Here is a 14,972-nt window from a genome sequence, read left to right as displayed (position 1 = left end):
CTTACTCTCCGCACGCTTCAGAACAGGCTGAGCTGCTGGCCACCGCCCTTCGGCCGCACGAAATGATCGGTCGTCAGCTTGGTCCGACGCTTGTTCAGCCCGAGCTTCTCGCAGGCGATCTCGAAGCGGCGGCCGATCATCCAGGCCATCGGGCCTGTCCCCTTCATTCGCGTGCCCCATTGCGAGTCGTAATCGCGGCCGCCGCGCATGTCGCGGATCAGGGTGAAGACGTGGCGGTAGCGGTCGGGATAATGCTCGAGTAGCCATTCCCGGAACAGGTCGCGCACCTCCAGCGGCAGCCGCAGCAGCACATAGGCCGCTTCCTTGACGCCGGCATGGGCAGCGGCATCGAGAATGCGCTCGATCTCGCTGTCGTTGAGCGCCGGGATCACCGGCGCCACCATCACCGTGGTCGGAATGCCGGCCTTGGACAGCGCCTGCAGCGCCTCCAGCCGCTTCGACGGCGTCGAGGCCCGCGGCTCCATCGTGCGCGCCAGCTTCGGATCCAGCGTGGTCACGGAGATCGCGACCTTCGCCAGGTTCTTCTTGGCCATCCGCGCCAGGATGTCGGCATCACGCATCACCAGCGCCGACTTCGTGACGATCCCGACGGGATGGCCAACCTTTTCCAGCACCTCGAGGATGCCGCGCATGATCTTCCGCTCGCGCTCGATCGGCTGATAGGGATCGGTGTTGGTGCCGATCGCGATCATCCGCGGCTCGTAGCCGCTGGCCGCCAGCTCCTTCTCCAGAAGCGCGGGCGCATCCGGCTTCACGAACAGCTTGGATTCGAAGTCGAGACCAGGCGACAGCCCGAGAAACGCATGGGTCGGCCGCGCGAAGCAGTAGACACAGCCGTGCTCGCAGCCCCGATACGGATTGATCGAGCGATCGAAACCGATGTCCGGCGAGTCGTTGCGGGTGATGACCTTGCGCGAGGTGTCGGTCGCGACCGTCGTCTTGAACGGCGGCAGCTCCTCGAGGCTCTGCCAGCCATCATCGAAGACAACGCGGGCCTCCGCCTCGTAGCGGCCGCTCGCGTTGGATTGGGCACCCCGGCCGCGGCGCCGGCCCCGTTCGATGGCGACCGCAAGTTCGGGAAAGTCCTTCCCAGGACCTGACGAAGGCGCGCCCGCCGGCTCGGAGGGCACCGGGACCGGCGGGCGCTTGAGGGCATGTGAAGATGCTCGGCTCATGGCCAAGACATAGCACGCAAACAGAACATTACAAGAACAAAATAGAACAAAAGCGCACGCATGCTCTGCGCGGGCGCAAGGCCAGCCATCACATTCCCGTTCTATCCTGCAGGTGCGCTGGAACAGGACGGTGCGGCGTTACTCTCATACAGTATCCCGCAGGCGCGAAGCGGAAGGCAAGCGAGGTCCCATGCAGATCACTTCTCCCCAACAGACCACCCCGGCCGACGATCTCGACCTGCTCGATCGCTACTGGCGCGCGGCGAATTATCTCTCGGTGGGGCAGATCTATCTGCTGGACAATCCGCTGCTGCACGAGCCGCTGAAACCGGAGCACATCAAGCCGCGCCTGCTCGGCCACTGGGGGACGACGCCCGGCCTGAACTTCATCTATGCCCATCTCAACCGCGCCATCGAGGCGCAGGATCTCAGTGTCATCTACATCTGCGGCCCCGGCCATGGCGGTCCGGGCATGGTCGCCAACACCTATCTCGAAGGCACCTACAGCGAGATCTATCCGGAGATCACGCGCGATGCCGATGGCCTGCGCAAACTGTTCCGGCAGTTCTCCTTCCCCGGCGGCATCCCGAGCCATGCCGCGCCTGAAACGCCGGGCTCGATCCATGAAGGCGGTGAACTCGGCTACGCGCTGGTCCACGCCTATGGTGCGGCGTTCGACAATCCCGATTTGATCGTGGCTTGCGTGGTCGGCGACGGCGAGGCCGAGACCGGCCCTCTCGCCGCGTCCTGGCATTCGAACAAGTTCCTGAACCCGGCCCATGACGGCGCGGTGCTGCCGATCCTGCATCTCAACGGCTACAAGATCGCCAATCCCACCGTGCTCGGCCGCATGGGCGATGCCGAGATCAAATGCCTGTTTGAAGGTTACGGATACGAGCCGCTGTTCGTCGAAGGCGCGGAGCCGAAGGCGATGCATCGGCAGATGGCGGACGCGCTCGATGTTGCGCTCGCGAGCATCCGCTCCATCCAGCAGAATGCGCGTCAGCCGGATGCAACGATCCAACGGCCGCGCTGGCCGATGATCGTGTTACGCAGCCCGAAGGGCTGGACCGGGCCGAAGGAGGTCGACGGCCTCAAGGTCGAAGGCTTCTGGCGCGCCCATCAGGTGCCGATTGCCAACCCCCGCAGCAAGCCGGAGCATCTCGCGCTGCTCGAAGCCTGGCTGAAGAGCTACGAGCCGGAGACGCTGTTCGACGCCCATGGCCGTCTCAGGCCGGAATTGCAGGCGCTGGCGCCGAAAGGGCAGCGACGCCTGGGCGCCAATCCGCATGCCAATGGCGGTCTGCTCAAGCGCGAGCTCAAGCTGCCGGACTATCAAGCTTTCGCGATCGAGGTGTCCTCACCAGGCCAGACCATCGCTGAAGCGACACGCGAGCTCGGCAAGTTCCTGCGCGACGTGATCACGCTGAATGCGAAGACCCGAAACTTCCGCATCATGGGTCCCGACGAAACGGCGTCGAACCGGCTCGATGCGGTGTTCGAGGTCACCGAGCGCGTGTGGATGGAGGGCATCGAGCCCTATGACGTCCATCTGGCGCATGACGGCCGCGTCATGGAGGTGCTGAGCGAGCATCTCTGCCAGGGCTGGCTCGAAGGCTATCTGCTCACCGGCCGCCATGGCCTGTTCTCCTGCTACGAGGCCTTCATCCACATCATCGATTCGATGTTCAACCAGCATGCCAAATGGCTGAAGGTGTCACGCGAGCTGCCGTGGCGGCGCCCGATCGCGTCGCTGAACTATCTCTTGACCTCGCATGTCTGGCGGCAGGACCATAACGGCTTCAGCCATCAGGATCCCGGCTTCGTCGACCTCGTCGCCAACAAGAAGGCGGATATCGTCCGCATCTACTTCCCACCGGACGCCAACACGCTGTTGTGGATCGCCGACCATTGCCTGCGCACCTACGACCGCATCAACGTCATCGTCGCCGGCAAGCAGCCCGCGCCGCAATGGCTGTCGATGCAGGACGCCGCCACGCATTGCGACGCCGGCATCGGCATCTGGTCTTGGGCCGGCACCGAGCCCGCCGACGAAGAGCCCGACGTGGTGATGGCCTGCGCCGGAGACGTCCCGACCCTGGAGACGCTCGCAGCCGTCGACCTCCTGCGCAAGGAATTGCCCAACCTGAAGATCCGCGTCGTCAACGTCGTCGATCTCATGACCCTGCAGCCGAAGCAGGACCATCCGCATGGCCTCAGCGACCGCGACTTCGACAGCCTGTTCACCGCCAACAAGCCAGTGATCTTCGCCTATCACGGCTATCCCTATCTGATCCATCGCCTCACCTACAGCCGCACCAACCATGCCGGCATGCATGTGCGCGGCTTCATCGAGGAAGGCACCACGACGACGCCGTTCGACATGGTCGTGCTCAACGAGCTCGACCGTTTCCACCTCGCCATCGAGGCGATCGAGCGCGTGCCCGGCCTCAGCGTGCCCGCAGCCCATGTGAAACAGAAATTCCGCGATGCGCTGATCGAGCATACCCGCTACATCCGGGCGCATGGCGAGGACATGCCGACGATCCGCGACTGGGTCTGGCCGAACAGCGCCGGCGGCACCACGCCGACACAGGCGGGCGACTGAACCAGCCAAGCGCGAGCTCCAGCAACGCAGCACCTTGAAATAGCAATCGTTCGGCGTTGCCCGAACGTGCGCGACCCGCTACGTGCTGCAAAATTCCGCAGCGCAGCGGGCTGATTTGGCTATGACAAGATGATAACAGTCATGCTGGAGGCGCGACAGATAACGATGCCAGGTTCATGCTGAGCGTGATCATCCCGACCGAAGGTGTCGAGCAGACCGCCGTGGCCACCCTGTCCGCGCTGGTGCCAGGCGCCGCGGCCGGTGTCGTCACCGAGGTGCTGCTGGTCGATCGCTCGCCCGATTCCAGCGTGATCGAGCGTGTCGCGGACGTCGCAGGCTGCCACTTCATGAAGTTCGAGGGCTCCCAGGCCGCAGCGCTCGCGGCAGGGGCCGCGAACGCGCGGGCGCCCTGGCTGATGTTTCTGCCCGCTGGCGCGATGCTCGATCCCGGCTGGATCGACGAAACCAGGCAGTTCGTCCAGAGCGTCGCCGCCGCCGGCCAGCCCCGCGCCGGCGTTTTCCGTTACGCCAGGTCTCCTTACGCTGCGATCAGTCTGCGCGAGCGGATGCGATCGGTCGCTCGGGCCCTGGTCGGACCGCTCGGCGACCAGGGCCTGCTGATCGCCCGCGATCATTACCGGCAGGTCGGCGGCTACCAGCCCGATCGAAAGCGTGCCGAGACGCGCCTGTTGCGTCAGCTCGGCCGCTCCTCGCGGACCATGCTGCGCAGCCGGATTGTCATGGTCTAGCATCGGGACGATACTTGCCAAAGTCAATCAATTGATTGACAATGGCAAGTATTGGAGGTGCCACATGATTCCTGCCCCATCCGACGGCCAGGTCGCCGCCGTTCGCGCGTTCAACCGCTTCTACACGAGGAAGCTCGGCGCGCTGGACCAGCATCTGCTCGACAGTCCGTTCTCGCTGGCCGAAGCGCGTGTGCTCTATGAGCTGGCGCAGTACGACGCCATCTCGGCCAAGGAGATCGGTCTCTCGCTCGGCCTCGATGCCGGCTATCTCAGCCGCATCGTCCAGAGCTTCGACGAGCAGGGCCTGATCACCCGCACGCCATTGCCGACCGATCGCAGGCAGCAGCAGCTCGGGCTCACCGCCAAGGGACGACAGGCCTATGCCAGGCTCGACCGCAGCTCGCAGAAGGAGATCGCGGCCATGCTGGCGTCGCTGGCGCCATCCGTGCGCGACCGGCTGGTCGGTGCAATGACGACGATCGAGACCGCCCTGGAGCCGCAGCCGCCGGGCCGCTCCCCGGTGCTGCTGCGCAGCCATCGCCCGGGCGACATCGGCTGGGTGGTTTCACGGCACGGCGCCGTCTACGCTGAGGAATATGGCTGGGACGTCTCGTTCGAGGCGTTGGTCGCCGAGATCGGCGCGCAGTTCATCAGGAGCTACGACCCGGCGCGCGAGCACTGCTGGATCGCCGAGCTTGCGGGTGAGCCGGTCGGCTCGATCTTCCTGGTCAAGGGCAGCGACGAGGCCGCCAAGCTGCGGCTGCTGCTGGTCGAGAAGAAGGCCCGCGGTCTCGGCGTCGGCCGGGCCCTGACCGAACAATGCATCCGCTTCGCCCGCGAGAAGAACTACAGGACGATCGAGCTGTGGACGCAAAGCATTCTCACCGCCGCGCGCGACATCTATGCCCGCGCCGGGTTTCGCAAGATCGCTGAGGAGCCGCACGCCATGTTCGGCGTCCCGCTGACGGGCGAGACATGGCGGCTCGAGCTGTAGCCCGCGCCGCCCGGGTTGCAGTAACCGCCGGTAGGCCGAGATCACCCCCACAACACGTTGCGCATGCCGATTGCGAAGTTCCCGCGCGTCGGTAGTATCCCGCCAAACGGGGCGAGTATCAGCAGTGATGGAATCGATGGTGCGATCGAAGCTTGCAGCGCTTGCCGCGCTGGCAGGCTTGTTGGGGGTAGCGGCTGGGACGGCGGCTCACGCCGCGCCCAAAGGACGCGCAACGGTCGCGATTACGCGCACGGCCGATTTCCTCTATTTGGCGGCGCCCGCGGCGATCGAGATCAACGGCGCCAAGGTGGCGAGCCTTGGCCGCGGCGAGAGCTACAGCGGCCCGATTGCGCCGGGCGCCACGACGATCACCGTATCGACATGGTCCTCGCCGGGCTCGTCGAACATTCGTTTCACCGCCGTGCCCGGCAAGACCTATCGAATGGTCGTGGGACCGCGCGGACAGAATTTCGCCGCCAGCATGATGGGCGGCCTCATTGGCGCGGCAATCGAAGGCGGCGGCGCTTTCGAGATCGTACCAACGAAGTGAGACGTGCGATGGACGCGCGGCGCGTCGTCGTGCCGTGGTCCTACGCCGTCGCGCCCTGCGCCTTGGGCCGGCGCAGATGCTCGTCGAGCCGCGGCATGATCTCGACGAAGTTGCAGGGCCGCGTGCGGTAGTCGAGCTGGGCGGCGAGGATGCCGTCCCAGCCGTCGCGGCAGGCGCCCGGTGATCCCGGCAGGCAGAAGATGTAGGTCGCGCCGGCGACGCCGGCCGTGGCCCGGCTCTGGATCGTCGACGTCCCGATCTTGGCGTGGCTCAGCATGTGGAAAGCAATCGAGAAGCCGTCCATGCGCTTCTCGAACAGCGGCTCGATCGCTTCCGGCGTGACGTCGCGGCCGGTGAAGCCGGTGCCGCCGGTGGTGATGACGACGTCGACGCCGGGATCGGCAATCCACGACTTCACGACCGCGCGAATCTTCTCGACGTCGTCGGTGACGATCTCGCGCGCCGCGAGCCTATGGCCGGCAGCGGTCAGGCGGTCACTCAGGGTGGTGCCGGACTTGTCGTCGGCAAGCGAACGCGTGTCGGACACCGTCAGCACGGCGATGTTGAGGGGAATGAAGCTCTTGCTCTCGTCGATCGCCATCATCGCGTCTCCCTACAGCGAACTGGCGCTGAACGTATTGCAGGCCTGCACCGTGCCCTGCTGGTAGCCGATCATGAACCAGCGCTTGCGCTGCGCGGCGGAGCCATGGGTGAACGAATCCGGCACCACGCGTCCGGTCGCCTTCCGCTGCAAGGTGTCGTCGCCGATCGCCGAGGCCGTCGTCAGCGCGGCGTCGATGTCGCCCTCCTCGAGGAAGCCCGGACGCTTCTTGGCCTCGCGATTGACCCAGACCCCGGACAGGCAGTCGGCCTGCAGCTCGACCTTGACCTGCAGCGCGTTGGCTTCGGCCTTGTTGTCCGACTGCTGCTGCATCCGCGTCACGCGCGGCAGGATGCCGAGCAGGTTCTGGATGTGGTGCCCGGCCTCGTGCGCAATGATGTAGGCCGCGGTGAACTTGCAGGCGCTGCCCGAGCAGCCCCGGAAGCGCGTCTCAACCTCGCGGAAGAAGTTGGTGTCGAGGAAGATCTGCCGGTCCGGCGGACAGTAGAACGGTCCCATCGCAGACTGCGCCATGCCGCAGCGGCCGCCATTGGTGCTGTTGCGAAACAGCACGATCTTGGGCCCGGTATAATTCTGGCCGCTGGCCTGGAAGATCTCGCTCCAGCGGTCGTCGATCTCGCCGAGCACGCCGGAGATCATGTCGCCCATCTCGTCCTTGGGTGCGCCCGTCCGGCCCGGCGAGCGCCGGTCCGCCTGCTGGGTCGGCGCGCCGCCATGGCTCAGCATCTCGGCGCCGCCGATCAGGATGCGCGGATCGATGCCGAAGGCATAGCCGATCAGGCCGAGCACGATGATAGTGCCGATGCCCAGCCCGCCGCCGCCGATCGGCAGACCCATACCACCGCCCATCCCGCCGCCTTCGTCGCGACGGTCGTCGATGTCGTCGCTGCGACGGAAATCATCGTAACGCATGGGCGGCCTTTCCTCACGATTCTTGCGCGGCTCTGCGCGAAATGCCTAACGCGGCAAACAGGTAAAATTTCCACTGTGTTAATCAATAACCCGGCCGGCAAATTTTGCCTAGCGCCGCCAAAAAAACCGGCCCGCGCCGAACCTCGATCGGCTGCGCTCGCGCGCGACCGGCGCGAAAAACCCATCGCAATCGGCGTCTTGCGCAGAGACCATCGTGCATCGACGAACGGAATTCGTCGCTGGTGCGCGTGATGAAAGCGTGCGCATCGATGCGAATAATTTTCCGGGTTAAGTCCATTTTTACTTTGCCGGGTCAATGTGTGGGCAGTCGGTTGTTAGGTCCCGCGTCGCCGACAGCGTCGCCTGAGTCAGAGTTCTTGAGTCATGGTAGAGTCGCGTCGCGGGGCGTCTGCAAGGGCGCCCCGCACTAAATTTCAGACCCTCGAAGAGCAACGAATCATCGTCGGCGACTGCGTCGCCGAGATGTCGAAACTGCCAGGCGCATCGGTCGACCTGGTGTTTGCAGATCCTCCCTACAATCTGCAGCTCAAGGGCGAGCTCAAGCGTCCCGACGAATCGCAGGTCGATGCGGTCGACGACGATTGGGACAAGTTCTCCTCGTTCTCCGCCTATGACGACTTCACGCGCGCCTGGCTGCTCGCCGCGCGCCGCCTGATGAAGCCGAGCGCAACGATCTGGGTGATCGGCTCCTATCACAACATCTTCCGCGTCGGCGCGATCATGCAGGATCTCGGCTTCTGGATCCTCAACGACATCGTCTGGCGCAAGTCCAACCCGATGCCGAACTTCCGCGGCCGCCGCTTCACCAACGCGCACGAGACCATGATCTGGGCCGCGCGGGACGAGAAGGCGAAGGGCTACACGTTCAACTACGAAGTGCTGAAGGCCGCCAACGAGGACGTCCAGGCGCGCTCGGACTGGCTGATTCCGCTGTGCACGGGCGAGGAACGGCTGAAGGACGGCGATGGCAAGAAAATCCATCCGACGCAGAAGCCGGAAGGCCTGCTGGCGCGGGTGCTGCTGTCATCCTCGAAACCCGGCGATCTGGTGATCGATCCGTTCAACGGCACCGGCACGACCGGAGCCGTGGCAAAACGCCTCGGCCGCCGCTACATCGGCTTCGAGCGCGACAAGGTCTATGCGAAGGCGGCAGAGCGGCGCATCGCCGCGGTCGAGCCGCTGCCGGAGGCAACGCTGGCACCGTTCATGACGGCGCGCGAAGCGCCGCGCGTCGCCTTCTCGGAGCTGATCGAGCGCGGCATGATCGCGCCCGGCACCAAGCTCGTCGACTCCAAGCGCCGCCACGGCGCGCTGGTGCGCGCCGATGGGGCCATCATGCTGGGTGACAAGGTCGGTTCGATCCACCGCATCGGCGCGGTGGCGCAAGGTCTGCCGGCCTGTAACGGCTGGACCTTCTGGCACGTCGAGACCAAGGGCGGCCTCAGGCTGATCGACGAGTTGCGCGCCGAGATCCGCTCCGAGATGTCCGCCGCCTGACGCTCACGAATTCCGGCGCTCCTGTCCGGAATAGCGCGCCAGCAGGTCTTCGACCTCGTACTGCTCGTCGTAGCGAACGTCGTCGCGCGGCACGACCGAGACCTGCGCGGTGGACTGCGACGATTTACCCCTGCGTCCCGCCAGGGCCGGATAGTAGCTGTCCACCGGCGGCAGGTGCATGCGATCGAGCTCGGGCTCCGCCGGCCAACGCGTGACGCGCCGGGCGGCCACCGGCTCGATGCGAAGCTGCCGCCTGCCCCGGGCGCGCGCAAACAGCACGCTAATCGAGAAGCCCGCAATCGCGACTGCGCCGAGGAACGCAAACATCCGCGTCCTGGACGCATCATCCCCGGACATGCCGATCGTCACGGCCGGCGAGGCATCCGCAGCGGCCAGCGCCGGCGTCGCGGGAGCAGCCGCTTCCGCGGCGCTCGTGTCACTGGCGGCCGCGAGCGTGTAGGAGGACGCGCGGGGCGCGGCGGGCTCCACCGCTGCCGGCCGCGTGCCGGACTGGTCGGGCCAACGCGTCGCAACAGCAGATTCGTTCACGGCCGCACCGACCGGGTCGGGCGCCGCCGGCGCTGACGCGACGGGCGCTGGCGCGGCCGGAAATGCGGCAACCGACGGAAACGCAGACGTCGCCGGCACAGACGGCGCGGCGGTCGGTGTCGAGGACACGACCTTCACCTCATCGGCGGCGTCCTTGGACGACGATTGGATCTCGGCACGTGCATTGGCCGCGGTCGACGAGAGCTGAGCCCGTTCCTTCTGCGAGGCGAGCTTGCGCGTGACGAGCGACGCGCCCTTCGCCTCGCGATCGTCGTCGCGCAGATACCAGCACTGCTTCTTCGTCGCGCGATCGATGCGATAGAACCAGTGCTTCCCCGCCGGCGTTCCCGCAGGCTTTGCAAGGCATTCGTCAGCAGCCGATGCCGGTGTAAACTCGATTGTCGCCGCAGCCACTCCCGCCAGCACGGCGACAGCAACGCGCGGCAACAAACTCGTCGTTCGATTCGTCATCACACCTCCGACGATTCAACGCGCCCCCGCTGCGCCGTTTCGGCGATGACTTCGTTCGGAATAAGGCTGCGGAGGTTCCATTTGTCGAAACAATGTTAGAACAGCGGTGTCCTTTGGATGCGTTTTAATATTTTTGGGCTGTTTTGTCGCAGCAACAGTGGGAATTCGCGTTGATACGACGACGATACGCGTGCTGTGCCATTCGAGACAACACGCGGATGTGAGAAAACCCAAGACTGAAATCCTGAATGCCAATCACCGCAAGGCGTAGTCCAGAGATTGATGCGCGTGCGCCTCACTTGATCTAAGTCAATGACTCTCGACGGTCCCACGCGTGTACGACGGCGTCGGACAAACTCGCCGCTTCATCGACGTACGCTCGCCATGGCCGTCGCGAACATGACGCGCACATCGACCACACGCCGCGCCCCGCTCACTTCATCATCTTCGTCAACGCCTTCTCGACCAGCTCGCGCGTGTACGGCTTCTGAATGATCGGCGCGTCGGACAGCTCGGGCGGAATCGGCGCGCGCTCGCCATAGCCGGTGGCGAACATGAAGGGCACGCCGAGCTCCTTCAGCCGGAGCCCGACCGGCAGGCTGCTCTCCGCGCCGAGGTTGATGTCGAGCAGCGCGAAGCCCGGCACCGCGCGCTCGATCGCCTTCAGCGCCTGACCGACCGAAGCCGCCGTGTCGACTTGCCGCGCACCGAGCTCGAGCAGAATCACTTCGGCGCCCATCGCGATGATCAAATTGTCCTCGACGATCAGCGCGGCGCCTGAGAGACGCGGCGTCGGCTCCTGCTTCTGCTCGGGACGTGGGACCGCGCCGGTCGGCGCCGGAACCAGCTGGACGAAATTGGCGGGAATCATGAAGCGGGCCTGAACGCCGAGCAGATCGAAGCGAATCTCGGCGTCGCCCTTGAGATCGAATGGCACCGACCGCTCGATGATGGTGGTGCCGAAGCCGCGGCGCGTCGGCGGCTGCACCGGAGGTCCGCCGCTCTCCTTCCAGTCGATGACGAGGCTTGCGCCGGGATCCAGTCGCCACGCCACCTGAACCTGCCCGGTGGAGTCGGCCAGCGCGCCGTATTTCGCCGAGTTCGTCATCATCTCATGCACGACGAGCGCGAGCGTCCCGAACGCCTTGGGGTCGAGCGCGACGTCCGGCCCTTCCATCCGCACCCGCGCGGCCCGCGAGCCGAGATAGGCGCCCGCCTCCGACTCCAAGAGCGCGCGCAGCGCAACCGGCGCCCAGTTGAGATTGGTGATCTGGTCGTGGGCACGCGCCAGAGCCTGGATGCGGCCGCCGAGCACCGCGGCGAAGTCCTCGACCGAGGTCGAGGTCTCCTTGCTCTGCGCGACCAGGCCGCGCACGAGACTGAGGATGTTGCGAACGCGGTGATTGAGCTCGGCGATCATGAGCTCCTGCCGCTCCTGGGCGCCGCGGCGCTCGCGCGCGGCGAGCTCCGACAGTTGCAGGATCACCTCCAGCAGGGTGATGCGCAGGCTCTCGGCGATGCGCAGATCCGCCGCTGACCATGGCTTCGACTGGCCGGCCACCGTCTGCTGCCACAGCTCGAAGCTCTTGCGTGGCGTGAGGCGCGGCCCGAGCGGGCCTTCGGCGTAGGTCTTGTTGGGATCGCCCGCCCAGTTGACCGAGCGCAGCACCTCGCGCCGGAAGAAGATCAGGCAGTCGCGCGGCGTGCGCGAGATCGGAACGGCGAGGAAGCCGGCGGCGCGATCGCGGAACGCCTCGCCCGCCGCGTACACCTTGGCAATCTCGGCGCTGGCGCAGATGCGGCCGGGGGATGTCCGGTTGATGAAGCCGATCAGGTCCTGCACCTCCTCTTCGGACGGCGTCTCGCCGTCGAGCGTGATCTCGTCATCGGACCACACGGCAATGCCGTCGCATTCGATCATCTGCCGATAGTCGGCGACGAAGTCGAGGATCGCTCGCTTGCTGTGGGCGTGCAGAGCCGCACGCTCGATCAGACGCTCCTGGATCTGATGCGCGCGCGTCTCATAGGCGACGTCGGTCTCCCGCTCGCGGGCCTCGAGCAGCCAGGAGTACATCTGGCCGAACAGCTCGGCCGCAGTGCGCTTCTCGAACGACAGGTGATGCGGCGCATAGTGATGGCAAGCGAACAGGCCCCAGAGCTTGCCTTCGCGCAGGATCGAGACCGACATCGACGCGCCGACGCCCATGTTGCGGAGATATTCGATATGGACCGGCGAGACCGCGCGCAGCACGCTCATCGACAGGTCGAGCAGGCCGGCATTGTGCGTCGGCGTCGACAGCAGCGGCGCCGGCACGGCGTCGATGTCGGCGATGATCCGCAGCCAGTTGCGCTGGTAGAGCTGCCGCGCCTGCCTGGGAATGTCCGAGGCCGGATAATGCAGCCCGAGGAACGGCTCCAGGCCGGAGCCCGCGGCCTCGGCGATCACCTCGCCCGAGCCGTCCGGATGAAAGCGATACACCATCACCCGATCGAAGCCGGTCAGCAGCCTGAGCTGGCGTGCCGCCTCCTGCGCGAGGTCCATCATCCCCGTCGTCTTGCGGATGCGGCCGAGCATCAGCCGGACCAGTTCGCCCGAATTGGCGCCGGGATCGGTGAGGCTCGGCTCGGCCTCGACGACGAGATACGCACCGGAAAAGTGGATGGCGAGGTCGAACAGCCGGCCCCGGCCCTGAAGATCGACGCCGAACACACGCTCGACCGCGTCCGGACCGCTGAGATAGTCGACCCGGGCACGGATCGCCGTCACGGCGGCTTCCGAGAGCACGGCGTCGAGCGGCCGCTGCAGCAGCCAACCGATGTCGCCGCCGAGAAAGTCCGGCGCGTTCTCCGAAGCCATGCAGATGGTGAAGTCCGACACCAGCGCCAGCAGGAAGCCAAACGGCTGGACGCTCCCGGGAACATGGATCGGCTCGCGATCGCAATTGGTGAGGTTGACCGGCTCGTTCATGCTGCTGCCATCGCCTTCGCAAACACCGCGAACGCTGCGCGCGCACTCACGATCATCCTGACTTCATCATCGGCTGTCGTCCTCTCTTTCGCGAATTGTGACAGGAAGCTGCGCCACAAGCCCTGCCCCGCGCCATGGCCGAGATAGCGCGTCGCGCGTCTCACCCGCGGATCGGCGGAGGCCGCGACCATGCGCAGCAGATAGGCCGCGCCGAGCCGCGATCCTTCCAGCACGTAGAGCGTGCCGAATACGCCCGCACGGTCGAGCGAGGGGGCGGGAAGGTTCATCGGAACCGGCACGGCACCGAAATCCGCGAGATCGCTGGCGATCGCCTGCGATCGTCGGCGCTGCGGCCAGTCCTCGATCAGATCATCCACCCCGGCCTGATCGAGCGCCGCCTCCAACGGCAGCAGCGCGGCTGCGCTGGCCTGCAGGAACCGGCGGTAATGAGCCGTGGTGGTGAGATCGAAATGAACGAGCCCCTCATCCAGCGCGCGGTGCGCCGAGGCCGTTGCCGCCTTCAGTCTCTCGCGGATGCCCTCGGTGCCGGTCGCGCGCAAACGGTCATCTGAAACGGCAGCCGGCAACATCAAGGGGTCCCAGAAAAGGAGATCGGTCGCAGGCGCGCCACGGCCTCCTGCAACGTCGATGGCCGGAGCTGGGTTCCGGCTTCGCGCTGCTATTTTTTCCGCTCTCCCGATGCGCCGTGCTGGCGGGCGGCTGTTCCGACGCCATGGCCTCGAGGATGGCCGTCAGCCCGCCAGCTCGGCCAGCGCCTTCTTGACGGCCGGCCGCCCGGACATGCGGCCAAAATGGGCGGCGACCTTCGGGAAGGCGTTGATGTCGACGCCGTCGCCTTCGAGCCATTGCGCGATCGTGAACAGATAGGGATCGCAGATCGTGTACTGCTCGCCCATCACCCACGGGCCGCGCAGCATCTTCTGCTCGATCAGCGCGAAGCAGGCGCTCATCGTCTCCGGCACCTTCTTCTTCATGTCGGCGAAGGAGGACTCTTCGGTGGCCCAGCGATAGCCCCGCATCTTGTGCGCATGGGCGATGTGGACCGTCGAGCAGAGATAGCTGTTGAACGACTGCACCTCGGCAAAGGCGAAGATGTCGTCGAGCGGCGCAAGCCGCGCCTCCGGAAAGCGCTGCGCGACATAGGCGAGCATCGCCGGCGTCTCGGTCAGAACCCCCTGCTCCGTCACCAGCGCCGGCACGCGCCCTTTGGGATTGATCGCGAGATAGTCCGGGCTGTTCTGCTGGTTGGTCTTGAAGCTGAGCTTCTCGGCGACGTAGTCGGCGCCGGTCTCGGCGAGCGCGATGTGTGAAGCGAGCGCGCAGGTGCCCGGCGCGACATAGAGCTTGAGCATGGTGATCCCTGACAGATGATGTCCGACCCTATCTGCACCCAACCAGACCGTCCACCCCTGGCCGCCCGCGTGCGCCGTCATGGGCGATCTGCATTCTGCGGGCCGCGTGCTCGACCCGCGCGGATCCGGACACGACCCGGGCCGATCGATGGCGATGCGACGACAGACATCCCGATGAAGGACATCCCGATGAAGGACATGACCTCACCCTCTCGCGGCGCGCAGCGCCCGAGGTGTTGCCGAGAGGGACCCTCGCAACGAGGAGGGCGCAGGGAATGCCGGGTGCTGGCCGCAACCCATGGCCCGCCTGCAGAAAGATAAGCAGGCGGCAGTCACCACAGGTCCAGCCGGTCATCCGGCATTCCCTGCGCGATGGGCTTTACGTGTAGAGTCGAGGAAGGGCGCGGTGGCTTGGGCCATTCGGCAACGCCCCGTTTCCCTTCCCCGCTCATCGAACCGGAC

General features: G+C 65.9%; 12 protein-coding genes. 5 read left to right on the top strand and 7 right to left on the bottom strand.

Translation table 11 applies throughout. The features are described 5' to 3' along the window. Positions 1-17 precede the first annotated feature (17 nt). The gene (locus tag QX126_RS15845) at positions 18-1,196 is read right to left on the bottom strand and encodes a PA0069 family radical SAM protein (RefSeq protein ID WP_315739952.1); all 1,179 of its coding nucleotides are present in this window, start codon (positions 1,194-1,196) and stop codon (positions 18-20) included. Between the two features lie 190 nt (positions 1,197-1,386). On the opposite strand from QX126_RS15845, the gene QX126_RS15840 reads away from it, so the two are divergent. The 4 genes from QX126_RS15840 (at position 1,387) to QX126_RS15825 (ending at position 6,097) form a co-directional block, all read left to right on the top strand. After that, positions 1,387-3,804, top strand: a complete 2,418-nt coding sequence (locus tag QX126_RS15840) for a phosphoketolase family protein (RefSeq protein ID WP_315782138.1) — start codon at positions 1,387-1,389, stop codon at positions 3,802-3,804. A gap of 176 nt (positions 3,805-3,980) precedes the next feature. Beyond that, the gene (locus tag QX126_RS15835; protein ID WP_315739950.1) at positions 3,981-4,553 is read left to right on the top strand and encodes a glycosyl transferase; all 573 of its coding nucleotides are present in this window, start codon (positions 3,981-3,983) and stop codon (positions 4,551-4,553) included. Between the two features lie 64 nt (positions 4,554-4,617). Then, positions 4,618-5,547 (top strand): helix-turn-helix domain-containing GNAT family N-acetyltransferase, encoded by a 930-nt coding sequence (locus QX126_RS15830; RefSeq protein WP_315782136.1) that lies wholly within the window; start codon positions 4,618-4,620, stop codon positions 5,545-5,547. 136 nt (positions 5,548-5,683) lie between these two features. Continuing rightward, positions 5,684-6,097, top strand: a complete 414-nt coding sequence (locus QX126_RS15825; protein WP_315757052.1) for a hypothetical protein — start codon at positions 5,684-5,686, stop codon at positions 6,095-6,097. Between the two features lie 40 nt (positions 6,098-6,137). Here QX126_RS15825 and moaB read toward each other — a convergent pair whose 3' ends face one another. Together moaB and QX126_RS15815 are read right to left on the bottom strand one after the other, a co-directional pair. Next, positions 6,138-6,701: a molybdenum cofactor biosynthesis protein B gene (moaB, locus tag QX126_RS15820; RefSeq protein WP_315739947.1), complete on the bottom strand. Its 564-nt coding sequence runs from the start codon at positions 6,699-6,701 to the stop codon at positions 6,138-6,140. A gap of 9 nt (positions 6,702-6,710) precedes the next feature. Next, positions 6,711-7,631, bottom strand: a complete 921-nt coding sequence (locus tag QX126_RS15815) for a neutral zinc metallopeptidase (protein ID WP_315739946.1) — start codon at positions 7,629-7,631, stop codon at positions 6,711-6,713. A 384-nt stretch (positions 7,632-8,015) separates the two neighbouring features. Here QX126_RS15815 and QX126_RS15810 point away from each other — a divergent pair, with 384 nt between their 5' ends. Beyond that, positions 8,016-9,149, top strand: a complete 1,134-nt coding sequence (locus tag QX126_RS15810) for a site-specific DNA-methyltransferase (RefSeq protein WP_315717257.1) — start codon at positions 8,016-8,018, stop codon at positions 9,147-9,149. A gap of 3 nt (positions 9,150-9,152) precedes the next feature. Here the strand turns inward: QX126_RS15810 and QX126_RS15805 are convergent, their stop codons facing one another. The 4 genes from QX126_RS15805 to QX126_RS15790 form a co-directional block, all read right to left on the bottom strand. Continuing rightward, positions 9,153-10,169, bottom strand: a complete 1,017-nt coding sequence (locus QX126_RS15805; protein WP_315782134.1) for a hypothetical protein — start codon at positions 10,167-10,169, stop codon at positions 9,153-9,155. Positions 10,170-10,602: 433 nt separating this feature from the next. Continuing rightward, complete coding sequence (locus QX126_RS15800; protein ID WP_315782132.1) at positions 10,603-13,137, bottom strand: HWE histidine kinase domain-containing protein; 2,535 nt, start codon at positions 13,135-13,137, stop codon at positions 10,603-10,605. Continuing rightward, the gene (locus QX126_RS15795; protein WP_315782130.1) at positions 13,134-13,727 is read right to left on the bottom strand and encodes a biliverdin-producing heme oxygenase; all 594 of its coding nucleotides are present in this window, start codon (positions 13,725-13,727) and stop codon (positions 13,134-13,136) included. The genes QX126_RS15800 and QX126_RS15795 overlap by 4 nt, the downstream gene beginning before the upstream one ends. Before the next feature lie 162 nt (positions 13,728-13,889). After that, positions 13,890-14,510, bottom strand: a complete 621-nt coding sequence (locus QX126_RS15790) for a glutathione S-transferase family protein (RefSeq protein ID WP_315782128.1) — start codon at positions 14,508-14,510, stop codon at positions 13,890-13,892. Positions 14,511-14,972: the final 462 nt, after the last annotated feature.

Source organism: Bradyrhizobium sp. SZCCHNPS1003, from assembly GCF_032381555.1.
Lineage (GTDB): Bacteria > Pseudomonadota > Alphaproteobacteria > Rhizobiales > Xanthobacteraceae > Bradyrhizobium.
The sequence above is the reverse complement of the archived record's forward strand: the minus strand, read 5'-3'. Positions and strand labels throughout refer to the sequence as shown.